The following is a 23,395-nucleotide window of genomic DNA, read 5'->3' on the forward strand; positions in this document are numbered from 1 at the left end:
CCTTATCCTGCGCGCGTGGTCTTCTGGTTCGTCATCCTCTATCTTCTCCTGTCTGTCGGCATCGGCCTGTTCGCTGCGACACGTGTGCGGAATTCAAAAGATTTTGCAGTCGCGGGAAGAAGCTTGCCGTTGCCCGTTGTCACAGCGACGGTATTTGCGACGTGGTTCGGCGCTGAAGCCGTCTTAGGCATCTCGGCAACCTTCGTCAAAGACGGGCTCCGTGGAGTGGTTGCCGATCCGTTCGGGTCCAGCATGTGTCTGATACTCGCCGGACTGTTTTTTGCTCCACGTTTATATCGACTGAACATATTGACAGTCGGTGATTACTATCGATTGCGCTATGACCGGACCATCGAAGTGCTGTGCACGCTCTGCATCGTGGCATCCTACCTAGGATGGGTAGCGGCTCAATTCAAAGTGCTGGGGTTAGTGCTCAACGTCGTGACGGAGGGCGCCATCAGCCAGTCGGTGGGTATCGTGCTCGGAGCGGCCATTGTTTTGACCTATACGACATTCGGCGGCATGTTTTCTGTGGCGATTCTAGATTTTGTGCAGATTTCGGTCATCATGGGAGGCCTGCTGTATATTGCCTCGATTGTGAGTGAACTGGCTGGGGGAGCAGGAACCGTCATTGGTCATGCGGCTGCTACCGGAAAATTGGAGTTCTTTCCTCCCGCGACATTCACTGAGTGGATTCCCTTCGTCGGCGCGTGGATGACCATGATGCTTGGGTCGATCCCCCAACAAGATGTGTTTCAACGGATCACATCAGCGAAGGATGAACGAACAGCCGTTCGTGGTGCGCTGTTGGGCGCGGTGCTCTATTTCAGTTTCTGTTTTGTTCCAATGTTTCTTGCCTACGCGGCGACATTGATCGACCCAGCGAAGTTCGGCCTCCTGCTGGAGCAAGATTCACAGTTGATTTTGCCGACACTGATCTTGGAGCACACACCGATTGCTGCGCAGATCATTTTCTTTGGTGCCGTGCTTTCCGCAGTCATGAGCTGCTCAAGTGCGACACTCCTCGCGCCGTCGGTGGCACTGAGTGAGAACGTTGTCAAGCCGCTCTTGTCCAACCTCAATGATTCAGAATTCCTCCGACTCATGCGCGTTGTATTAATCAGTTTTGCATCGGTCGTGCTCATCATCGCCCTGTGGTCGGATGCTACCATCTATAAACTGGTTGTGAGTACCTACAAGGTTACGTTGGTGGCGGCGTTTATCCCATTATTCGCCGGATTGTATTGGAAACGCGCGACGACACAGGGTGCGCTTTGGGCCATTGTCGCCGGGCTCACAAGTTGGCTGGTCTTGGAGTTCGTCAGTCAGCCGACTGACGTCTGGCCTCCGCAGCTCGTCGGATTTGCGATGGCGGGACTCGGCATGCTTGCAGGGTCCTTGTGGCCTAACCAGAGGTGTGAGCCACAGAGACCTATGGAGAGAGTCAAGGCCGGGCTAGGATGACACGCTATCTGTTTTCGGAGATGAGGCCGATTCTGTTCCTTCTATTCATCTCAGTAGCCTGGCTAATGGTCGAGCGTGAACCGTACAACTCGACGAATGAGGTCAGGGGTAAAGGGTTTCTGAATGACGCGCCGCGCGCCGAAGAGTTTCGCGATGTTGAGGAAGTTCTGATCGCCGGTGGCGCCGGTCATGGCGATGACCCGAGCATCTAGAAATTCCTGTGTCAGTGCGAGTGTCACTTCCATCCCATCCCGCTCCGGCATCAAAATGTCCGTGATCACGAGATCGGCGGGTGAGTCACGATAGAGCGTCAGGCCAATTTGGCCGTTCTCGGCCTCACGAATGTGATGGCCATCTTCCTCAAGAATATCCCGCAACAAGGCCCGAACCGGCGCGTCATCCTCAACGATCAAGATAGAAGCCATGGCTCACATCCTCTCGCGCGTAGAATGGTAGATAGCCGGCTCAAGGCAACTTCCAATCCGATAGACGGCATCATGCTGCTCGCAGGGCGGCGGGTTGGATATCCTCGTCGCAATCATCGGCCTCGTAATCGTGCGCACTGCTAGCGAGCACGAGCGCCGGTTGTGGTTTGGCGAGACGGTGCTGCTCGATGACGGAATCGTGGACGTTTCCACAGTTCATGCAGCGGTGTGCCGTGGCCCACATATGGCCATGGGTGCCTTCAAAATCCAAGCAGTAATCCTCGATCATGAGACCTTGGCAACGGGTGCACTTCGTCATGATGTTCTCCTGGTTAGAAGTGATGGAACGTGTGCCATGAGAGAAAGGTATCGAAATCCACGAGAATGAGTAGACTCGGATGGGGTAACTCGGAAGGTGGGAGTTGTGAGACGAGTAGTCGATGAACCGCTTACTTGTCAATGCCTTAGGGGCTAGAGATCTCGATGCGTCCTAAACCATACCGTAACGATTTCCTGAGAAAGGTGACCTCCATGCAGAGACCGGTGAAAGCCTTGCCGTGCCAGTTGTTTCTGCCCCTGTAGCTGGTTCCTCAATAGATAAACGCAGTTCAGCTCCAATCTCTTCGGTTGGATCAAGTTTGTCCACCACTTAGCCGATACCATCACTGGATACCCATAGTCGATAGGAGATCGAGGTCCTCTGTGGCAGGCATCACTATGTGCCCACATGTGCACGTTGGGGCGGGTCGTACCGCGAGCTGGGCGGCCATGGCGTTGGTGGCTCTGTTCTCACTGAGCGGGTGCCTTGTCAAACCCCATGCATTGAACAAGGAAGACGTAAAGGCGCGGGTGGTGAAAGATTTTCACGCGATTTCATCAGTTGAAGAACCAGTAGTGGGGCCGATCAATCTCTATGAGGCGGTCGCGCGGGCGTTGAAGTATAACTTGGACGCAAAAGTCAAAACCATACAAGTGCAGCTGGCGCATCAACAGCTCAATATCGCGCACTATTCCTTGCTCCCTCATGTCTCGGCCAATGCCGGTTTCGATGGCCGCAATAACTTCGCCGGCGGTGTCGGACAATCGATCATCACCGGGCGTCAGGCGATTGAGCCGTTCACTTCTTCTGAAAAGAATGTGACGTCGGGGAATCTTGCCTTGAGTTGGGATGTGCTGGATTTCGGCTTGTCGTTTATACGTGCGCAACAGGCGGCCGACAATGTGATGATTGCCGAGGAGGAAAAGCGGCGCATCGCGGTTCGGCTGGTTCAGGACGTCAGAAGTGCGTACTGGCGAGCCGTGAGCGCGGAACGGGTGCTTCCGAGGGTTCAATTTCTCAATGATTCAGTCGAGAGGGCATTGGGGAGCACACAGCGGATCGTCGATCAGAAGCTTCAAGCGCCATTGACGCCACTCAACTATCAGCGGGATTTGCTCAATATCCAACGAGAAGTCCGGCGACTCGTTCGGGAACTGAGTACCGCGAAGACACAACTGGCCTCAATGATGGGCTTGCCGCCTGGAACCATGTTCGATCTAGTCATTCCGCCGCGGGAGACCGCGATGCCGATGGTGAACCTCGATAGTCAAAAGATGGAGGAGCAGGCGCTCTTGCTCAGACCAGAACTCCGCGCCATCGACTACAAGAAACGGATTAATGCCAAAGAAGTCAAAGCGGTATTCCTGGAACTCTTTCCCAGCATGAAACTCTCGTTTGGCGGGTACTACAACAGCAACAATTTCCTGCTGTATCAGAACTGGCTAACCTATGCGGCGCAAGTGAGTTGGAATTTACTCTCAGTATTTCGCACGCCGGCCAAACTCAAAGCGATCGATGCCAATGGACAGCTGCTGGACGTCCAAAGTCTGGCTCTGAGTCTCTCGATTCTGACGGAGGTGCATGTGGGTGCGACCCAGTTCGTACTCGCCAAGCAGGAATACCAGGATGCCGGGAATTACCAGCGGACACAGGCGGCTATTGCTGAGCACACCAAAAAGTTATGGCTCACGCAACGGACGAATGATCTCACCTTGATCCGAGAACAAGCCAACGATGTCGCGGCGGATGTGCGACTGGACACCGCACGGTCAGGGTTGGAAACGGCCTATGCAACCTTGATGGCATCCTTAGGGGAAGAAGCAGTTCCCGCCAGCATGGGGCAGCAAAGTCTTGCGGAATTAGCTGAGTCGATCAAGAAGTATTGGGAACCCAGCGGCTTTTCGATGTCGGAAACGGAAAGGAGGTCGGCAGCCCATGCGACACCCGTGGCGCACTAGAGAGATGGTATTAGTGCTTCTGGTTGCCATGGCCATCATCCCTTCGACGGGATGGCCGAGGGGTGAGCAAGGGGGGCCTGCACTACGGTCCGAGCATGGCGTCGCACGGGGAATCGTCAAAGCGGCGGCCCAGGCGATCTTATATGCCCAAGTCCAGGGCCGTGTCAGCATGCTTCCATACAAGGAAGGGCAACGCTTCGGAAAGGGACACACGCTGGTGCAGATCGACTGTGACAAATATCAGGCGGAATTAGCTGTCGCTCAGGCTGAATATGAGTCTAAAGACAAAGTGTATAAAAACAACCTGGAGCTTGAGAAACTCAATGCCGTGAGCAAGCTGGATCTCGAGACCTCAGCGGCTGACGCGAAAAAGGCGTCGGCATCGGTGCGCGTCGTCGGGATCAATGTGAAAGGATGCCAGATTGTCGCTCCATTTGGAGGGCGAGTCGTCAGTGTCATGGTCAATGAGCATGAGAATGTCTTTCCCAACGACAAGTTGATCAGTCTGTTAGACGATAGCAGCTTGGAAATTGAACTCGTACTCCCGTCTGCTTCGCTGTCCTGGCTTCAACGCAAGTCGGCGTTTACCTTTGTGGTGGATGAGACTCGACGCAGTTATCCGGCAAGGGTCAAAGAAATCGGGGCATCGGTGGATGCTGCCAGTCAGACCATCAAGGTCATAGGGGCGTTCGAGAAATTGCCGACGGAAGTGTTGGCTGGTATGAGCGGATCCGCGCAGTTTGCAGAGCAACCGTAGGGAGCATAATGGCCACGACAGCCGAACCAACCGCGCAGCAGCTTCCGGCACTGATTCATCTGGCGGCCCTGACGCACTTGGAGGGGCAGATCCGGGCGGCCAAAACGATCCAAGAACTGCAGTTTCTCTCCGTCAACGAGACCAGACGGTTGATTCCCTACGATCAGGCATTTCTGCTCAGCAACTCCGGCGCAACCGACGAGGCCTATCGTCTGCTGAACGCAGCAAGCGTCGCCGTTGTGGATCGCGATGCCCCGGTGATCGTGTGGCTTGAACAGGCGGTGCAGGCGCTGCGCCGAGCTGGGGCCACGAGTGAGCAACCGATGGTCGTGACGGAAGAGTTGCTGCCGGAATCACTCCGCAGTGGCTGGCGGGAATTCGTCAAGGGGCAAGTCTTTTGGTGTCCGTTACAACATCCTGACGAAACCTTGCTAGGAGTGTGGTGGTTCGAGCGGGACTTCCCGTGGGCAGAGAACGATGTGGCCATCGTCCATCGGTTGGCGGGGAGCTATGCCTATGCGTGGAAGGCTCTCTCGAAGAAGGAGCGAAGTTGGTCGAAGCAGATCAAGAAGCCGACCTGGTGGTTGATTCCCATCGCCATCGTGGCTGCGCTGTGCTTTCCGATCAGAATTTCATCCGTGGCCCCGGTCAAAGTGATGGCCAAAGATCCCATTATCGTGAGCGCCCCCATCGACGGGGTGATTGCCGACATGCGTGTGCATCCCAACCAAACCGTGCAAGCCGGCACGGCATTATTTCGCTACGAAGACACGACGCTACGCAACCAATTCCTTATTGCGGAAAAACAATTGACCGTCGCACGGGCGGAGCAGAGCCAGTCGATTCAAGCGGGATTTGGTGATTCACAGCGGAAGGCCGAGGTGCCGTTGAAGGAAGCGGAGGTTGATCTCCGACAAACCGAATTACAGTACGCGAAGGAAATGCTCGATCAGGTCGAAGTCATCGCCCCTCAAGCCGGGTTGCTGCTCTATTCAGATAAGTCTGATTGGATCGGCCGGCCGGTCACCGTCGGTGAGCGGATCATGGAGATCGCCGATCCCAGACAGATCGAACTGCGTATCGATCTGCCGGTGGCCGATGCCATTGTGCTCAAAGAAGGAGCTGAGGCGCTGATCTTCCTCAACGCGCTCGCACTGGAATCGTTTCCTGCGACCGTGGTGCATGCCAGTTACCACGCCGAGGTTTTGCCGGGCGATGTGTTGGCGTACCGAGTGACGGCACAGCTCGCCACATCGGATCCCCGCATTCGAATCGGATGGCAAGGGACGGCCAAGGTCTACGGGGAGCAAGGGCCGCTGGCCTATCTGCTCCTTCGCCGCCCGATCACGGCGCTTCGGCAATGGATAGGCTGGTAAACCATGAGTCCCCCTGGAGCTCCGGACGCCAAGCCACAAGAACGAAAGCTGCCGACCCTCCGACCAAATCTGCAATTCAACCGTGGGACCCCCACGCCTGATGGGGTGCCGACCTGGACCATCGTCGATCCAATTCGCAATCGGTATTTCCAGATCGAGTGGCCGGTCTATCAGATGATCCAACGTTGGAGCGCAGGAACCATCGAGAAGCTCCATGCCGCGATGACGAAGGACACGACCTGCCACACGACCATCGCGGATGTCGAAGATCTGGTGAAGTTTCTCTATGCGAATAATTTGACGGAGCAGTCCGCAAGCGGGAAGCACACGGATTACCAGACTCAGGCCCAAGCCGGTGAACACAACTGGTTGATGTGGGTGGTCCATCATTATCTCTTCATCAAGATTCCGCTTGTGCATCCGCACAATTTTCTGAAGGCGACGCTCCCGTTCGTGGAGCCGCTCTATACCGCAGTGGTCGGGTGGACCTTTGGTGTCCTGGGACTTTTCGGGCTGATCTTGGTCGGCCGTCAATGGGATACGTTTGTCTCAACCTTTCTCTATTTCTTCAACTGGCGAGGGGCCATCCTCTATAGTCTTACGCTCGGGGTGGTGAAGGTCGTGCACGAACTCGGCCATGCCTATACGGCGACCAGGTTCGGGTGCCGGGTCCCGACCATGGGCGTGGCGTTTATGGTCATGATGCCGGTCATGTACTCGGACGTGACCGATTCGTACCGCCTGACGTCCAAACGGAAGCGACTCCTCATCGCAGCCGGTGGGGTCATCGCTGAGCTGGGATTGGCTGCACTGGCGCTCTTTTGCTGGGGCTTCTTGCCGGAAGGGACGGCACGGAGTATTGCCTTTATCGTGGCGACGACCAGTTTGGCGATGAGTTTGATCGTCAACTTAAATCCGTTGATGCGGTTCGACGGGTACTATCTCCTCGCCGATGGATTAGGCCTTCCGAATCTACAAGATCGGGCGTTTGCCTTCGGACAATGGCGATTGCGGAGCCTGCTGTTCGGCCAGCAGAGTCCACCTCCAGAAACGGTCTCCCTAGGGGTGCGGCACACTATGGTGGTGTACGCCTGGGCGATCTGGCTCTATCGGCTCATCCTGTTCACCGGGATCGCGGTGATGGTCTACCACTACTTCTTTAAAGCCCTCGGCATCCTGCTCTTCCTGGTTGAGATCGCGTGGTTCATCGCCATGCCGATTTATCGGGAACTGACCGTGTGGTGGGGGAGTCGAACGCTGTATGCGGCCTCACCACGGACGTGGATGACAGCGGCCGGTTTTGGAGTCGTCGTGGCCTCCACGCTCATTCCATTGCACACGAGCGTCTCGGTTCCGGCCGTCCTGCAAGCGTCATCGTACACGACCATTTTCGCACCGACCCCGGGGCGGCTGCAGCAGGTGTTGGTGCGCGATGGGCAGGTGGTGAAGGCAGGGGATGCCCTCGTGGTCCTCGAGAATCCGTTGTTGGAAAAGGAAGTCCGGCTGGCCGAGACGAAAGTTGCGAAATGGGACTATCGGCTTGGCCGGATGGCCGGCTACGGCCAAGATCGCGATCAGCGACAGGTCATTGGAGAATCACTGCGAGCCGGGCTTGCCGAACTGACGGGGCTGGAGGCCAAACGGGACAATCTCACTTTGCGGGCACCCATCACCGGGGTGGTACGCGATCGAGCGGATTCCCTCACCGTCGGGCGATGGATCGATCAGAAACTCCCCATTGCCTATCTCGTCGACGATCGGCAGGTGGAAATAGAAAGCTTCGTCCCGGTCGACGAGTTAGCTTATGTTACCGTGGGACAGCCGGCACGATTCGTCCCGTTGGATCTTACCAGGCCGTCGGTCGAAGCCCATGTGACGCAGATTGCGGAGGTGGACGAGCGCGAGTTCATGGTGCCCTATCTCGCCTCAGTCTATGGTGGCGATGTCCCGGTGCGAAAAGACGACAAGGGACGGCTCAAGCCGGAAGTCTCCGTGTATCGTGTGCGGCTGAGTCTGGACGACGCGAAGACGTCTCCAAACCACATCCTCGCCGGCCATGTTCAGATCGAGGGCCAACCATCGAGCCTCGCACAACGGGCATGGGATCAAGTGGTTGCCACTGTCGTGAGAGAAAGCGGGTTCTAGAATACAGACGAGATCGTGCTAGGCGGATCGGCTTGGGTTCCTTCACGGGATAGTCAGAAATCGTACTCTCCCGTTTCAGTTACAGAAGAGCAGATCTTGACCGATCAGAGCTTTGATGCCGATTTTTGTCATCGAGCCACAATCGGTACCCTCACAATATCGTCACGAGCCTCTTTCAGCCCGTTAGTGGTGGTTAAGGCGCCTTCTTCCCATCGCTACCTTCCCTGTACTGGACAAAAAACCTGCACGGTTTCAAAAGGATCTCCAGCATTGAACGGAATGAGCCGATGAAGACCTGACAGGGTATTGCAGTAGCAGAGGGGGCCTACGCATGTTCAGACAAAAAAAACGCACAGCGCCACAGCAGAATAACAGGCCGAAGCCAGCTCCAAAGGCTCCGGGCACCTCCCGAGTCAAGGCATCCCTGCTCTCCCTCGAATCCCGCCTCATGTTCGATGCAGCAGCAGCGGCCACAGCAGCTGAAGTCAATCAAGAACAAGTCGCGCAGGAGCAGGCCGAGTCGGTGGTGTCCGCAGAAGGCGGTGGAGAGCCAACCGCGGTCGAGAATGAGTCGCAAGAACTGCTTCAAGCCATTACGACCTATAACCCTGGCGAGTCCAGGACAGAGATTGTCTTCGTTGATCCCACCGTCCAGAATTATCAGGAGCTCCTGAGCGGCATGGACCCGAATATCGCAGTCATCATGCTCGATGGTGAGCAGGATGGCGTGGAACAGATGGCGAGCGCACTGGCCGGTCGCACAGGGATCGATGCGATCCATCTGATCTCGCACGGCGGCGAGGGAGAACTCCAACTCGGCACGGGCACCTTGACTACGGAGTCGATGTCGGGTCAGTACGCCGACGAACTCGCCATCATCCAACAGGCGCTGTCAGGGCAGGCCGACATTCTGGTCTACGGTTGCGACTTCGCCGAAGGCCAGGCCGGGCAAGAGGCGGCCATGTTGCTGAGTCAGTTGACTGGCGCCGACGTCGCCGCGAGCACGGATGCCACCGGCTTCGCTGCATTGGGTGGCGACTGGGTGCTGGAGACGCAGATCGGGACTATCGAAACGCACATAGCCGTGGACGACGGGATCCAGGCAAATTGGGTTGGCTTGCTCGCCGCGCCGGTGGCAGATCTGAACGCGGGTGGGGTAGGCAATAATGTAACGACGGCGTTTACCGAGCAGACGTCGGTGCTGATGACCCCGGTGGGGACGCTGAGTGATGTGGATAGCGCCACTCTCAACCGCTTGACCGTGACACTGACGGCGCGGCCCAATGGCAATGCGGTGGAGTCGCTCTCCCTCAACGCGGCGGCGACGACGGTGGCTTCGGGGGCCGGCTTAACGGTGAGCTATACGGCGAGTACCGGCGTACTGTTGATCACGGGTACGGCGAGCACTGCGACCTATCAGACGATCTTGCAGGGCATTCTCTATAACAACACGAGCGACCAACCGACCACGAGCAACCGCTCGATCACCGTGGTGGCCCGTGACAGCACCAATGCCAGTAGTACATCGCGAACAGCGACTATCACCGTGACGACCGTGAACGATGCGTCGACGATCACGAGCTTGAGCGGCGACAGCCGGGCGTACAGCGAGGGGGCTGGAGCGGTGGTCATTGAAAGCGGCAACGCGCTGGTGGCCGATGTGGATAGCACGAACTTCGACACCGGGACCCTCAGCGGAAAACCCTGACGTATGATCGGGGCAAAGAGATGGCCGAGCATGAGCAGTTGGCTCAGCGGCTCGCGATTCAGATCTTCTTTGCCGAGCCGTACAGCCCCTGGCAACGTGGTACCAACGAAAACACCAATGGCCTGCTGCGCCAGTACCTGCCCAAGGGCACCGATTTATCGGGGTACACGCAACGTGAGTTGAACGTCATCGCCCATCGGCTGAACACGCGCCCGAGAAAATGTCTCGACTTTGCCACGCCCTTGGAAGCCTACGCGCAGTGGCGCCTTCATTCACCCGTTGCACTTGGAACTTGAAACCGCCCATCATAATAAGCTGGTCGCTGTGCACTTCAGGTAAGTTGAACGACTTCATCCCTGACCTTGATGGTTAACTCTTGAATAGTCAGATCCGACCTGCCTAAGAGAGAAAGTAAGACTCGTGTGAATACAGAGTACTCGACTGGATCATTTGTCGAAAGGCGATCGAGCGCGGTCCTGTTACTTGCCGCCGCATACATGACAAAGATTCCATCCGACTCCGGCACTCTGGCGAGCCCCTTCGGAGCCGAGACGCTTTTGCTATGTCCCGGCGGGATGAGTGGGTTATCTCTACACGCATCTAAGATTACAACCGAACTCTTAGGGTGAGGCCGATCGCCTTTAGCCAAGTCGGCTAAGAGCTCATTGAGGCTAATAGATTCCCGTTTCAGTTGTTCATTCCGACCATACTCTATGTATGGGACGTCTCGGGGCAAGAGATAGTTCCCCCCATCATCTAACTGAATGCCATGACCGGAAAAGAACAAAACGAACGTGTCTTCTTTGGTAAGACTGTTGAGAACATCTTGCCACTTGGCATTGAAGGCTGAGCGGGTCAGGTTAGACGCCTTCGTCACCTGAAACCCGATCTCAGTCAGCTTGGCCGACACACCCTCCGCATCATTGACCGCATTCCTGAGCTGTTTATCAGCTGAAAGGTTGTCATAGGTTCCAATTCCGACGACAAACGCGACACGCTTACCTTCTGCTGCCGCTGTCGGCCATGCGATCATGGTTACCAGGAGCGCTGCCATCACCACCGTCCATAGGCAGGGGCCTGAGTGGCGTTCCGTGAGGGCATGCTCCCAGGCCTCGATTCTGATGGGTAACTGGTGCGGCACAGGTCGGAGCTGACACGACTGACGAAGACAACCGGGGTGCGATTCAGTTACGTGCCTGGCGTGGCAACGGGAGCCGTCGTCATCTGCCACCACGCCCCACGAGTCGAAAGAGAGTCCAGGCTGTGTCTTGCCCTCTTGACCGGAGCCTTCGCAATGGGCGACCCATTGTATTCTTCCCCTTGGTCCCATTCGTGGCGCTATTTTGAGTTGGCAGCCTTTACGTTGTCGAAGGAAAAGGTATGATCCACCGCATTGTCAATCCGGAGCGTAATCGTGACATCATACGAGAAATTCGCCGCACCGTCGGAACCATCATTCTCTTTCTTCGTAAAGTACAATATATTGTCGGTATTCTCTTTAGATTTCACTGTGGTGCTGTATGAATGAACTGATCTATATGGGTATTGCTCGCCATGACTATCGCCGAGTGCCGCTGAAAGGAAAGTGATTTGGGCATCCTTCCCGTTGTTTAATACATTGAAATTTACCTTCACCTGGTCCTGGGTAAGCAAGAGCTTTTGAATTGTCACAGTGTAGTGGCTAGTTGTTTTGCTGATGGCGGCGGCGGGCCCACCCCCGCCAGGCGACGGGGTGCGCTGGCTTTGCTCTAAGGCCGATATGCGAGAGTAGAGACAACGCAAAGCCCCATTAAGGGTTTCATAGGTATCATCCTTCTTTAATGTTGTATCAGGACAGCCATCAGAGAGAGCAGAGAGAGCAAGGGCGGGTATGAAGCATAAGGCAATCACTGCAAAGGCTACACACAATCTCTTCATAAGATTACTCCATTCACCGCCAAAGACATGTAATTGGCGGATCTGGCACGTTGCAAGATCTTGAAGGGGTTAGATTTTCCGTGGCCGGGCGCAACGGAGTGTTAGAAATGGGTCGTTCATTTGACCTTCCTAAACCTTGATCGGACGCGGTGAAGCACCCCGCGAGACAAAAACGCCCAACCATCCCATTGTAGTAGGTCGGCCGTTGCTCGCGCCCAACACTCTTGGCAAGTTTCCATACCTGATCTTTCAGTGCCTCGCTTAGGTCCTGGATGCTGAGATCTCTACGCCCCATGAGGGGCAGCAATGTTCGCGTGAAGACTGAGTACTTGTCGTTCTCACTGGGGGAGAGCCGATCTAAGGCCGTTCGATTACTGGCCGCCGCATACATGACGAATATTCCATCCGATTCCGGTAGCCCCGCGAGACCCCTCGCAGTTGAGGCGCTCTTGTAGCCAGGCGGGATGAGAGGATTATCCCGACAGGCATCTAAAATCACGACTGAACTTTGGGGATGGGGTCGGTCGCCGGACGACAAGTCGGCCAACAGTTCATTCAGGCTAATCGACTCTCGCTTCAGCTGCTCGTCCCGGCCATATTCAATAAATTTAATATCACGCGGCAACAGATAGTTCTGCCCGCTGATCTGTACGCCATGCCCGGAAAAATACAGGACGAATGTGTCGTCTTTAGCGAGACGATCGAGGATAGTTTGCCACTTTTCATTGAAGTCTGAGCGAGTAATATTTGGAGCCTTCGTCACCTGAAATCCGATTTCAGTCAGCTTTGCCGACACCCCATCTGCATCATTCACCGCATTCCTGAGCTGTTTATCAGCTGAAAGGTTGTCATAGGTTCCAATTCCGACGACAAACGCCACACGTTTCCCTTCGGCTGCCTCCACCAATTGCCCCGTTGTAAGAATGGAGAGAAGCGAAACGAGCATGTGAAACCACTTCGTTCGCCAAGTGAAGTTCTGGAAGAATCGCATGCCCATGTTCATCAGACTCTCGCTCATGGAGCAAATACCCCAGGTCGTTGCTTCCAATCCTCCCACTTCATACGTGGGTCCTGCGGAAATTTAGCGAGGATGCGCTTTTCACCCTGAGATTTTTTCTGTGCATTGCCATCCCAAGATGACCCACCACCAACCCGGACGGCACTATACATTGCTCCAACCGTCAAAGCGCTGATCTTGAAATCTTCCATCGCCATCTTGAGAATTTGGTCAGCCTCTTCCCGAGAGCGGGTCTGAGTCCAGTAGAGATAGTCGTGGACGACGGCGGCGTAGGCATATTCCCCATCGGGACGCAATGCGGACCAGAAGATTCTAGGAATGCTGGCAAAGTCGGTCACGAAGCCCTTCGGAACCGTCACCGCTGCATAGCGCTCCTGCCCTGGGTTGGGCGTCCAAGAGATCGGTGCCGTGAGAAAATAAATGGGCTCGCGGAACCTGGAGATCCTGAGCATTCCACCCGGCGCTTTGGAGACACTCATCCACTCATTCATCCAGGTCTCCATCGACATATTCTGAGCTGGCTGCCTGGGTTCTTGGGCGTCGCTTGTTCGGAAAAGACGTCCTCGTGTCATCGATTCTAGGTCTGCCGCCAGAACAGCCGCGACTCCTACGGACCACCGCAGTAGCGTCCGTCTGCTGAGCATCATGCCGTCCCCTCTCCTTCACACTGGACCATGGTTCACCGGTGGCCGAGGAGTGTAGCGTACGTAGTTCAACCTGTCTAGAAGCTGGATATGGCACAGATGGCACCCTGTGACCTATCATCATTCTTCCAAAACATGACGTGCAGATCAAAGCGATTTAGGTTATATTTTGATATAACTTAAACAAAGAGAGGCGCCTCATGCACACAACCAGTCTACGCAAGGTCGGCGGCTCGATTATGTTGACCGTGCCACCTGCCTTCCTTGATCAACTACACCTGCAAGCTGGTGCGACGGTCGGCCTCGTGATCGATAACGGCCGCCTCGTTGTCGAGCCTGCGGCACGACCGCGTTACACAATGGCCGAACTGCTGGCCGAAGCAGAAGCGGCGGGCGTGTATCCACTGCCGGCGGAAGAACGCGAATGGATCGACGCACCGGCTGTCGGAAAAGAGCTAATCTGATGAAGCGCGGCGATATTTACATGGTTGATCTTGAGCCGACAACGGGGCATGAGCAACGCGGCCAACGGCCAGTGCTGATCCTGACCCCAGAGGCATTCAATCGCCTCACGGCCTATCCTGTGATTGTGCCCATTACCCGCGGCGGTGACTTTGCTCGCCGGGTCGGTTTTGCTGTTCCCATTAGCGGCATCAAGACAACAGGTGTTGTGCGCTGCGACCAACCTCGTGCGCTGGATCTCGCCACACGCGGTGGACACAAGGTGGATACCTTGCCGGCATCGATCATGGACGAAGTGCTGGCAACGGTTGCGACGCTCTTTGCGTGAGCGCCGTATCGACACACTTCAGTAGCCCATCGCCCCTGTAAAATAGGTCGACCAGTATCCCCCGCTCCGTTCTCGCCACCACTTGCCTTCGTGCATCGCTCCTCGCATAATTCGATGGCATGCCGTCCCCGATTAAACCAACACCATCCGTCCTCGTCACTGGAGCCTCTGGCGGAATTGGTCGCGCGATCAGTCAGGCCTTTGGGAAGATCGGGTGGTACGTTGGCGTGCATTACTATCAAGGCCAACCGGCAGCGCACGCAACCTTGGAACTGGTTGTCAAAGCCGGCGGGAATGGCGATCTCTATCCTGCAGACGTTCGGGAGTCTGAGTCTGTTCGACGCATGGTCGACAGCTTCTCCTCCTGCGCCTCCGGCCCATTAGTATTGGTCTGCAACGCTGGCATCGGACAGAGCGAATTGCTCGTGCGCCATGCAGACGAGATCTGGGATAACGTCATCGCCACGAATCTCACCGGTACGTTTCACTGTTTGCGAGCCTGTGCACCAGTCTTACTCGCTCGTGGAGGAGGCTCCATCATTGTGATTGGTTCCCACACAGGATTCCACGGGGCGACCGGCCAGAGTGCGTATGCGACATCGAAGGCCGGACTAATCGGGCTCGTCAGAACAGCCGCGCTAGAATGGGGTCCGCACAATATTCGCGTGAATCTCCTGCTGCCTGGATGGCAGAAAACTGACTTGACGGAGGGCATATTCCCCTCAGATAAAGGATGGCTCGATCATGCCCTCCACCGTTCACCGGCGATTGAAGAAGTCGTTGGGACGGTCATACACTTGGCTCAACTCAAGGATGTATCAGGCCAAGTGTGGAATTGCGACAGCAGGCATCTATAGCGATATGAACGACGGCATCTTCATCACCGGTACCGATACGGGCGTTGGGAAGACATTGGTCGCGGCCGCGCTCGCCCTTTATCTCAAAAAGCGTGGTGTCCTGGTCGGTGTGATGAAACCGATCGAGACGGGCGTGTCGCCTACACGAGAGATGGAATCCGATGCTGGCAGACTCCGAGCAATTATTGAAAGTGAAGAACCCTTAGGGGCGATCCGCCCCTACTCGTTTGCTCAACCGGTCGCTCCGCTTGCCGCAGCACAGGCTCAAGGCCACTCCATCAATCCAGATACGATTAAGAAAGTCTATCGTCTTCTGTCCAGCCGTTACGAGTGCATGGTCGTCGAAGGGGTTGGTGGGGTACGAGTGCCGATTACCCCAAAGATCAGTGTGACTGAGCTGATCAAATCCCTGCGTCTTCCGGTTGTCGTGGTTGGCCGGTCTGGGCTCGGAGGGATCAATCATGCGTTGCTGACGATTGAAGCACTTCGACGCAACAACATCTCCATCGTTGCCTTAGTCCTCAACCAAACACAGTCCGCTCGGTCGGCGGTAGCTCGTCTGCAAGAGCGGACGACTCTGGAGATTCTCCACAAACAGGCCGGTGTACCAGTACTCGGGCCCCTACCTTTCGAACCAGGCCTGCCAGGACGATTCCGACCAGCCGTCCTTCATCTTGCCCGATCCGCGGCCATTAAGAAGTTGGCGCAGCTGGTATCGAGAGCCTCGCAACGAAGTCGTTAACTGCTTGTGCAACATCTGAGGCCTTCAACACTGCAGAGATGACCGCGACTCCGTTGGCTCCAGCTCGTATCACGTCTTCGGCATTATCGAGCATAATCCCACCAATCGCAAAGATCGGAAGCGGCGTCAGTTGGCGAATCGTCTTCAGTCCGACAATCCCCACAACCGGATCATGGTCCAGCTTTGAGCCAGGCGTGAAAATCGGGCCAAAGCCGAGATAGTCCGGTCTACCGGCAGTCGCCGCTATCACTTGCTCTCGATTGTGCGTCGAAATGCCGATCAGCTTGTCAGACCCCATGATTTTTCGCGCGAGGTTGAGTGGTACGTCTCCCTGACCAAGATGTACGCCGTCCGCATCCACGGCCAACGCTAAATCGCATCGATCATTGACGATGAACAATACGCCGAGCTCATGCGCCACTTTCCTCAGCTGCAAGGCCTCTTCATACGCGACCTTCATTGATGCCGTCTTGTTCCGATACTGAACAATCTTGGCACCAGCCGTCGCAGAAAGTCTCAGGACATCTACTAGTGGACGATCAGTACAGACCGACGGATCCAGAATGATATAGAGGCCGGCTAGGGCTGATGCACCAGGATTCTTCTCTCTCGAAACGTGACCCATATCAATTACCGTTTGGACTGTTCCAACGCCTTTTGTTTGATAATACGAAAGTGGGCTTCCAGTTCCTGCCGCATGGCGATCGCCACCAGCCAATCCGGCACCATGGATTCGATTTCAATCACGAGTTCGAATGCCGCACGCGTCTGATTCCCCGCTCCAGCCGGTTCGAACATCCACACTCGATGATAACGTTTGAAGTCCCCACCCTTCAGATCAGTCACCAAGCCGCCGTTCGGCAAGCGCCTCGATTCCGTCACCAACCGATGTTCTCCTGGCATCAGAGGATGCTCGATACGAAGATCGATGGTGGCCACCCCTTCACGGATAGTCAACTCGGCGACCCGCATCCGAACTTCAAAGAGATCCGGCCAATGGGAGTAATCGGCCAACAATGCTTGTATCACTTCTGGCTTGGCTGGAAAAAGCGGATGGGCCGTTGCACGGATTCCTCCACCAGGTTCTACCGTCACCTCTAATCCATCTGTATCAGCCACCGCCAGAGCATCCGCCTCCCATAGGGGAACGAGCAGCAGCATATGGAGGGCCAATAACAGGACAAGGCCTTGTGATGAGGCTGCTCGTTTATCCAACAATCGCATCCAGTAGCCGCTGGTGAATCTTCCGTACCCGTTCAAACTGTCCTTTAGCTGGAAACCGTTCGTAGAAACCCTCGGCACGGCACTCCTTCGTCAGCGGTGCCCAGGGCTTGACGATTGCAGCAAACGGTTTGTGTGAACGCTGTTCATCCCAGTCATTGATGAGATTGCGATCTACGACCAGATCATCCAATACGCGAATCAACGCCTTAGGTGGTCGCGCACCAGGGCGTAGCAGCGATCAGGCTTCATCCCTTAGTTTGAATAGAAGCCGGCGCGAGGATTCTACGCGGCCCTCTCCATGGCCGCAAGACAAGCTCCTGTGCTACGATTCTCCACCGATGATCTCACACTGCGGCAAGTTTACCCTGTTCATAGCACTCCTGGTACCAGGACTCGCGATGTCCTCCAACACCAGCGCACAGGACCAGGAAGACTCAGGTGCCACGACGGAACTATCCTGCAGCTTCATGATGGAAAAAGGTGAAACCGGACGACCTTGCCACGTACCATTTCCACAAGGCTGCCTGGTCGCCTCCATTCCCGGAACCAAGCACCCCTGGACTACGATCTCGAAAGGCGGTCGCTTGCAGTGCCGGTTTGACGAAGCGAAGACGGATTGGAAAACAAACATTGTCGGCACCTGCGACCGATGCCAATCGGTCCGATGTTCGGCCCACTTCAGTGTTCGCTTTGATTGTTCCGCTCAGCACTAACTCTCCCAGCTATCCCATGTCCATCACGGTCGCCATCAAACAAGAAGCCCATGCGCTGGGGTTCGATGCAGTTGGGATTACACACGTGTCGGGTGACCATACACAGTCAGCTGCCGGCGACCAGGGAAACAGCTCCCCCTTCAATTCCGAAGCTGCGGTACCCCAGCGCCTCTTTGATCGTCTCACCGAATGGCTCCGGCGAGGCTATCACGGCACCATGGCCTGGATGGAGCGGGCTCCGGATAAACGTGCCGATCCTTGCCAGGTGCTTCCCGGCTGCCGGTCAATCATCTCCTTGGGAACCAACTACCTCACCGACCATCGTGCCAACGAACAACCTGGCTACGGCCGCATTGCGCGATATGCTTGGGGGAAGGACTATCACAAGACCCTAACCAAACGGCTGAAGCAGCTGGAGCAACGCATCTCCAGCCTCGCACCTGACGCTCAAACCCGTTCGTACTCCGACACCGGCCCAATCATGGAGAAAGCCTGGGCGGAACAGGCGGGCCTAGGCTGGATCGGGAAACATTCCAATCTCGTGTCAGCTGAGCATGGTTCATGGCTGCTGCTGGGAGAAGTTCTGACCACGTTGGAACTAGAAGCTGATGAGCCGGCGACTGATCTCTGTGGTAGCTGCACGCTCTGCATTCAAGCCTGCCCCACGGGAGCGATCACCGAGCCCTACGTGGTTGATGCCACTCGTTGTATTTCCTACTTGACCATCGAACTGCGCGGTGATGAGGCCGCTATTTCTCAGGAGTTACAAGGGGGTATGGGGAACAAGATCTTTGGATGCGACGATTGCCTTGACGTGTGCCCCTTTAATCTCCGAGCCGAACCGACTCAGGAACCTGCGTTTCAACCGTCACGCTGGAGCCTTGCACCGCACCTCAACGAACTGGCTCAGCTCGATGAGCAGACCTTCACCACAATATTTCAACACAGCCCGATTCGGCGCGCAAAACACCAAGGGCTTCTCCGGAACGTCGCCATCGCCCAACGCAACCTGAAGCCCATGTAAACTCCACCAAAGCTTCTCACCGCGCTCTAGCCTGAATCGAATCAGATACAGGCTGTATCGTATTCGATTCTTCTATCTTAGCCTGACCACTTAATCCACAACATCAACTTCTTTACAACGGAACCATTCAATCTCTACCAACAACCTAAGAAATTATTAATTTTGCACGGAAATTATAGCTACTTCACTCAAGAACCACACGCGCGGCATGTATTGTGCTGCATCGCAAAATCCTAGGGGTCTCAGTCTTGGCGAAACAGGGCCATTTGGACTCAAATGAATGCACAACCGAAAATTTTTTCTTTGTATTTTTTCTTCTAAATTTGGTAGATAGTCCACTGGACGTTTGTCGATAAAGGGTGGGAGGGGGATCAATTCGCCACGCTTATTCGGGGGCAGCGTCTTTTTTCCATAAAATACAGTCATAAGGGAGGCAACTATGCAGAGGTTTCGTGTGCTCACAGCTACATTAGGGCTTGCCGTCCTCGTGGGGGCCAGCGGCTGTATCACTATGCCGGGGTCCGCAGGGGCGAAGGTTCACGATGTCACGTTTACGGCGATGGAAACAGAAATCGTCATCGACGGGAACGGGACGAAATACAAGGCGTGGACCTTTAACGGTCAGATGCCGGGCCCGGTCGTTCGGGTCACTGAAGGCGATACGGTGAACTTCACCCTGATCGGCGACAAGAATAACTCCTTCCCGCATTCAATGGACTTTCATGCGGCCGAGCTCGACTTCCTGAAGAACTACCACAAGACAGTTTCAGCGGGCGAGACACACCAGTACTCCTTCGTCGCGAAGAAGCCTGGCGTGTTTTTCTACCACTGCGGCGCGGGCCCCATGATCCAGCACGTCGCGCGTGGTATGTTCGGTGCGATCATCGTGGATCCGAAGGACGCCAGTGTGTGGCCAAAGGCGGATCGTGAATTTGTCTTGGTGCAGTCCGAGTTCTGGAAGAACCCAGACAACGTGCAGGCAATGTTTGATCGGAAGTGGGACAATACGGTTTTCAACGGCGGGATCTTCAAGTACCATCCGTTCTTCCCGGGGGGAGAGCCGTTGGAAGTCAAGGTTGGTGAACGGGTACGCATCTATTTCGTCAATGCCGGCCCGAACGAGTTCTCCTCGCTCCATCCGATCGCCGAAATCTGGGACAATGTCTATGAAAGCGGCAATCCGGCCAACAAGTTCGTCGGGGTCCAGACCTATGTGGTCGGTCCAGGGAGCGCCGCCACCTTTGACCTGATCGCGGACAACCCAGGGGCGTATCCAGTCGTGACCCACTCCTTGACGGGCGCCTTGCGTGGTGCGATTGCGGTTGTGATCGCCAACCAGAATCCCAAGGACTATAAAGGTCAGTTGATGCCCAACACTCCCTGGAACCCGTAATGAATGAGCGGGCTACGGAGATTTAACAGTCAATTCATTCGCATACATAAAGGAGTAGATAATATGTCGTTGAGCAAGAAAATGATGAGTATGGTGGTTGCCGTGGCAGCCGCCTGGACACTGAGCAGCGCGACATCCTTTGCCGCAGATGCGTCGCTCTATGATCGGCTCGGCGGACAGGGCGCGATTCAAGCCGTTGTAACCAAGTTCATTGCTAACGTGGGCGGAGACAAGCGCATTAATAGCTATTTCGCGACCACCGACCTCAAGAAGCTCAACAAGCTCCTGGTCGAACAGGTGTGTGCAGCGAGCGGTGGCCCCTGCACCTACTCGGGCCGTGATATGAAGACGACACACAAGGGCATGAAGGTTACGGGAGCTGCCTTCAACGCACTCGTGGAAGACCTGGTCAGCGCATTGGATACCTTCAACGTCCCAGCGAAAGAAAAGGGCGAGTTGCTCTCCGTGCTCGGACCGATGAATAAAGATATCGTCGAAATTCCCTAATGACGTGCAGTGGTAAACACTGCAGTAGCTCCTCGTGAGTCTCTCGCCGGTCCGGGCCAATGAGTTCGGACCGGCGAGATCATTTCTACTGCTAGATCAGCCCCCCTCCACCCCAATCAAGCCACATTCCATGAGATAGAGGCACTGCCACGTAGAAGAATATCGTGTTAACATAAGCTTCGAATCTGTGCCTCTAGATGCGCAGCGAGAGCAGCCATCTGGTAGGAGCCCAGTTGCCATCACCAAGGAGGAACCATGAGAGGGACGCGTTTGATTGTGACGTTGTGTAGTTTCGTCGCCGTTGCCTTGTGGAGTACGGCTGGTTGGTCTGGCCCCGAGTCCGACCCACTGAAGCCGCGTGTTCCAGACGCTGAACGTGGGGAAGCACGAAAAATGAAGAGCCCGATCACCGTCACTCCTGACACCATCGCCAAGGGCAAGGAGCTCTATGAGGGCAAGGGTACCTGCGTAAACTGTCATGGTCAGGGTGGCGAGGGCGATGGGGCGGGCGGAATGCTGCTCACACCGGGTCCACGAAATCTTACGAACTGTAAGTTCCATAAGAAGCGGAATGACGGGGAGCTGTTCTGGGTTGTGAAGAATGGAAGTCCCGGCACTGGTATGCCGGGCCTCGTAAAGGGCGGCATGCTCACTGAAGAAGAAGCCTGGACGATCATCGCCTACGAACGAGCATTTTGTGTGGATAAGGAGTAGCGGCTAAAGAGAATCTTGCAGAGCACTATTGACGGCGAACTGTCAGTCAAGGCCATTGGCTGACGGTTCGCGTTCCCCTTCATCATCGATCTCCAGCCAGAAGTTCACAACCCCTTTCAGCGACCCCTCCGTATGGACCAATATGATCCTCATTCAATCACTGGTATGACCGTAACCGACCGTGCCTTTCAGGCATGACGCGTGCTCTCTCCCTCTGTTCCCCTCACCCCTTTCTTTCTCTGTGCACAGAGGTGTAGGCTAGTGCCAATTCACCTGGTTCTACAGGAGCTCTGCATAAAGGAGTCCTCCGATGAACCTTCAGACATTTCTCCTCTTTTCTAAAGACTCCGAGCTCAAGCAGCTCCTCCACGCAGCTTCGCCTCACACCAGTATTCACGCAGCCAGTACGATATCTGAAGGGCTCGCGCTCTGGTCTGATATTTCACCCACCGTGGTCATTGCCGAGGGGAATGCCCATACCCTGGCTCCCCTCTTTGAATATGCTCATCAGGCGCCCCACTCTCCACCCCTCCTTGTGATCGGAGACCGCCACTCCATCAGAGATGCGGTGGAGATCATGCGTGCCGGTGCCGCGGATTACCTGGCCAAACCGATTCTTCTTGATGACTTGAAGACCGCCATCACCCGTACGCTTCACCATCCTGGTCCGGCAGCCTCCTCATCACCACACGATCCGTTCGCATCCATCATCAGTGTCTCGCCACAAATGAATCTCATGAAGCAACTGGCCAAAGAAGTGGCATTGACGGACGCAACCGTCCTCATCACCGGTGAAAGCGGAACCGGCAAGGAACTGTTTGCCGAGGCGATTCATCACTATAGTCCACGAGCCAAGGGTCCGCTGATTGCGCTGAATTGTGCCGGCATCCCGGAGAATCTCTTGGAGTCAGAGTTATTCGGATATGAATCGGGCGCCTTTACCGATGCCAAGCGAGCAAAGCCTGGACGATTCCAACTGGCGGAGGGGGGAACGTTGTTTCTCGATGAGATTGGAGAAATGAGTTTGTCTGCGCAAGCCAAGCTCCTCCGTGTGCTGGAAAACCATACGATTGATCCCTTGGGCGATACCCGCAGCCACAAGGTCAACATCCGCATCATTGCCGCCACAAATGAAGATCTGCTGGCCCACATCAAGGCCGGTCGGTTCCGCCTCGATCTTTACTATCGGCTGAATGTGTACCAGCTCCGGATTCCTCCGTTGCGCGAACGGCTCGAAGACATCGAGCCGATTCTCTTGATTTTCTTGGAACGAGCCAAACAGGAGCGCGGGTGTCGTATTAGGGCTATCGACCCGGCAGCCCTTGCCGTCCTTCACAACCACGACTGGCCTGGAAACGTCCGCGAGCTCCACAATGTTGTCGAATGGCTGACCATCACCTGCAAAGCAGAAATCATTCAACCTGCTCATTTACCAGCCTCCGTGAAAACCGTCTCCTCGAGCATTAGCCTAAGCCAGGGCCCCACGCCGTCGTTCCTAGCCTTCGGCCTATCGTTTCAGGACATGGAAAAACGGATGCTCGAAGAAGCGCTGCGAAAGACATTCGGCAATATCTCGGAAGCCAGCCGTCTCCTGAAAATGACCCGCAATACGCTCCGCTACCGCATGGCCAAGTATCACTTGTCTTGAAGAAACAGCGCTAGTTTCAGATACCACATCCATCTTCCGGTAGCGTTGGCGC

General features: G+C 55.5%; 23 protein-coding genes and 1 pseudogene. 16 read left to right on the forward strand and 8 right to left on the reverse strand.

The annotated features are described in order from the left end of the window. Positions 1-15 precede the first annotated feature (15 nt). The gene (locus E8D52_10275; protein ID TKB69335.1) at positions 16-1,464 is read left to right on the forward strand and encodes a sodium:solute symporter; all 1,449 of its coding nucleotides are present in this window, start codon (positions 16-18) and stop codon (positions 1,462-1,464) included. 62 nt (positions 1,465-1,526) lie between these two features. Here the strand turns inward: E8D52_10275 and E8D52_10280 are convergent, their stop codons facing one another. Beyond that, positions 1,527-1,889, reverse strand: coding sequence for a response regulator (locus tag E8D52_10280; GenBank protein ID TKB69336.1), 363 nt, complete (start codon positions 1,887-1,889; stop codon positions 1,527-1,529). A 70-nt stretch (positions 1,890-1,959) separates the two neighbouring features. Further along, positions 1,960-2,208, reverse strand: a complete 249-nt coding sequence (locus E8D52_10285) for a hypothetical protein (protein ID TKB69337.1) — start codon at positions 2,206-2,208, stop codon at positions 1,960-1,962. Between the two features lie 383 nt (positions 2,209-2,591). On the opposite strand from E8D52_10285, the gene E8D52_10290 reads away from it, so the two are divergent. From E8D52_10290 to E8D52_10315, 6 genes and pseudogenes are all read left to right on the forward strand, one after another. Further along, positions 2,592-4,166, forward strand: coding sequence for a TolC family protein (locus E8D52_10290; GenBank protein ID TKB69338.1), 1,575 nt, complete (start codon positions 2,592-2,594; stop codon positions 4,164-4,166). After that, entirely contained in the window at positions 4,144-4,923 is a 780-nt protein-coding gene (locus E8D52_10295) for an efflux RND transporter periplasmic adaptor subunit (protein ID TKB69339.1), read from the forward strand. Before E8D52_10290 ends, E8D52_10295 begins: the two co-directional genes overlap by 23 nt. An 8-nt stretch (positions 4,924-4,931) precedes the next feature. Further along, entirely contained in the window at positions 4,932-6,299 is a 1,368-nt protein-coding gene (locus E8D52_10300) for an HlyD family efflux transporter periplasmic adaptor subunit (protein ID TKB69340.1), read from the forward strand. 3 nt (positions 6,300-6,302) lie between these two features. Beyond that, positions 6,303-8,444 (forward strand): HlyD family efflux transporter periplasmic adaptor subunit, encoded by a 2,142-nt coding sequence (locus tag E8D52_10305; protein ID TKB69341.1) that lies wholly within the window; start codon positions 6,303-6,305, stop codon positions 8,442-8,444. A 331-nt stretch (positions 8,445-8,775) separates the two neighbouring features. Continuing rightward, a complete protein-coding gene (locus tag E8D52_10310; protein ID TKB69342.1) occupies positions 8,776-10,152 on the forward strand; it encodes a DUF4347 domain-containing protein in 1,377 nt (458 codons plus the stop codon). After that, positions 10,146-10,448: pseudogene (locus E8D52_10315) on the forward strand (IS30 family transposase). Before E8D52_10310 ends, E8D52_10315 begins: the two are co-directional and overlap by 7 nt. Before the next feature lie 35 nt (positions 10,449-10,483). Here the strand turns inward: E8D52_10315 and E8D52_10320 are convergent. The 4 genes from E8D52_10320 to E8D52_10335 are packed head-to-tail and all read right to left on the reverse strand — an operon-like array spanning position 10,484 to position 13,539. Continuing rightward, a complete protein-coding gene (locus tag E8D52_10320) occupies positions 10,484-11,482 on the reverse strand; it encodes a caspase family protein (protein ID TKB69343.1) in 999 nt (332 codons plus the stop codon). Positions 11,483-11,490: 8 nt separating this feature from the next. Then, positions 11,491-12,069 (reverse strand): hypothetical protein, encoded by a 579-nt coding sequence (locus E8D52_10325; protein ID TKB69344.1) that lies wholly within the window; start codon positions 12,067-12,069, stop codon positions 11,491-11,493. Between the two features lie 13 nt (positions 12,070-12,082). Beyond that, positions 12,083-13,087, reverse strand: coding sequence for a caspase family protein (locus E8D52_10330; protein ID TKB69345.1), 1,005 nt, complete (start codon positions 13,085-13,087; stop codon positions 12,083-12,085). Continuing rightward, complete coding sequence (locus E8D52_10335) at positions 13,084-13,539, reverse strand: DUF1353 domain-containing protein (protein TKB69473.1); 456 nt, start codon at positions 13,537-13,539, stop codon at positions 13,084-13,086. The genes E8D52_10330 and E8D52_10335 overlap by 4 nt, the downstream gene beginning before the upstream one ends. 392 nt (positions 13,540-13,931) lie before the next feature. On the opposite strand from E8D52_10335, the gene E8D52_10340 reads away from it, so the two are divergent. From E8D52_10340 to bioD, 4 genes are all read left to right on the forward strand, one after another. Continuing rightward, positions 13,932-14,195 (forward strand): AbrB/MazE/SpoVT family DNA-binding domain-containing protein, encoded by a 264-nt coding sequence (locus E8D52_10340; GenBank protein TKB69346.1) that lies wholly within the window; start codon positions 13,932-13,934, stop codon positions 14,193-14,195. Next, the gene (locus E8D52_10345; GenBank protein ID TKB69347.1) at positions 14,195-14,521 is read left to right on the forward strand and encodes a type II toxin-antitoxin system PemK/MazF family toxin; all 327 of its coding nucleotides are present in this window, start codon (positions 14,195-14,197) and stop codon (positions 14,519-14,521) included. Before E8D52_10340 ends, E8D52_10345 begins: the two co-directional genes overlap by 1 nt. Before the next feature lie 119 nt (positions 14,522-14,640). Further along, complete coding sequence (locus E8D52_10350; protein ID TKB69348.1) at positions 14,641-15,378, forward strand: SDR family oxidoreductase; 738 nt, start codon at positions 14,641-14,643, stop codon at positions 15,376-15,378. Then, the gene (gene bioD / locus E8D52_10355; protein ID TKB69349.1) at positions 15,266-16,120 is read left to right on the forward strand and encodes a dethiobiotin synthase; all 855 of its coding nucleotides are present in this window, start codon (positions 15,266-15,268) and stop codon (positions 16,118-16,120) included. The genes E8D52_10350 and bioD overlap by 113 nt, the downstream gene beginning before the upstream one ends. Here bioD and thiE read toward each other — a convergent pair. Together thiE and E8D52_10365 are read right to left on the reverse strand one after the other, a co-directional pair. After that, positions 16,071-16,685 carry a thiamine phosphate synthase gene (gene thiE, locus E8D52_10360; protein TKB69474.1) on the reverse strand — a complete coding sequence of 205 codons (615 nt, stop codon included), beginning with the start codon at positions 16,683-16,685 and terminating at the stop codon, positions 16,071-16,073. The two genes, bioD and thiE, sit on opposite strands and share 50 nt — an antisense overlap. Positions 16,686-16,750: 65 nt before the next feature. Further along, positions 16,751-17,422 (reverse strand): hypothetical protein, encoded by a 672-nt coding sequence (locus E8D52_10365; GenBank protein ID TKB69350.1) that lies wholly within the window; start codon positions 17,420-17,422, stop codon positions 16,751-16,753. Between the two features lie 402 nt (positions 17,423-17,824). Here E8D52_10365 and queG point away from each other — a divergent pair, with 402 nt between their 5' ends. The 5 genes from queG to E8D52_10390 all read left to right on the forward strand — a co-directional run bounded on the left by queG (position 17,825) and on the right by E8D52_10390 (position 23,343). Continuing rightward, positions 17,825-19,081, forward strand: coding sequence for a tRNA epoxyqueuosine(34) reductase QueG (gene queG, locus E8D52_10370; protein ID TKB69351.1), 1,257 nt, complete (start codon positions 17,825-17,827; stop codon positions 19,079-19,081). A gap of 439 nt (positions 19,082-19,520) precedes the next feature. After that, positions 19,521-20,474, forward strand: coding sequence for a nitrite reductase (locus E8D52_10375; GenBank protein TKB69352.1), 954 nt, complete (start codon positions 19,521-19,523; stop codon positions 20,472-20,474). 90 nt (positions 20,475-20,564) lie between these two features. Beyond that, positions 20,565-20,981, forward strand: a complete 417-nt coding sequence (locus E8D52_10380) for a group 1 truncated hemoglobin (protein ID TKB69475.1) — start codon at positions 20,565-20,567, stop codon at positions 20,979-20,981. A gap of 255 nt (positions 20,982-21,236) precedes the next feature. Next, on the forward strand, positions 21,237-21,695 hold the full coding sequence (locus E8D52_10385) for a cytochrome c (GenBank protein TKB69353.1): 459 nt from the start codon (positions 21,237-21,239) through the stop codon (positions 21,693-21,695). A 310-nt stretch (positions 21,696-22,005) separates the two neighbouring features. After that, a complete protein-coding gene (locus E8D52_10390) occupies positions 22,006-23,343 on the forward strand; it encodes a sigma-54-dependent Fis family transcriptional regulator (protein TKB69354.1) in 1,338 nt (445 codons plus the stop codon). The last annotated feature ends 52 nt before the right edge of the window (positions 23,344-23,395 follow it).

The organism is Nitrospira sp., from assembly GCA_005116745.1.
Classification (GTDB): Bacteria; Nitrospirota; Nitrospiria; order Nitrospirales; family Nitrospiraceae; genus Nitrospira_D.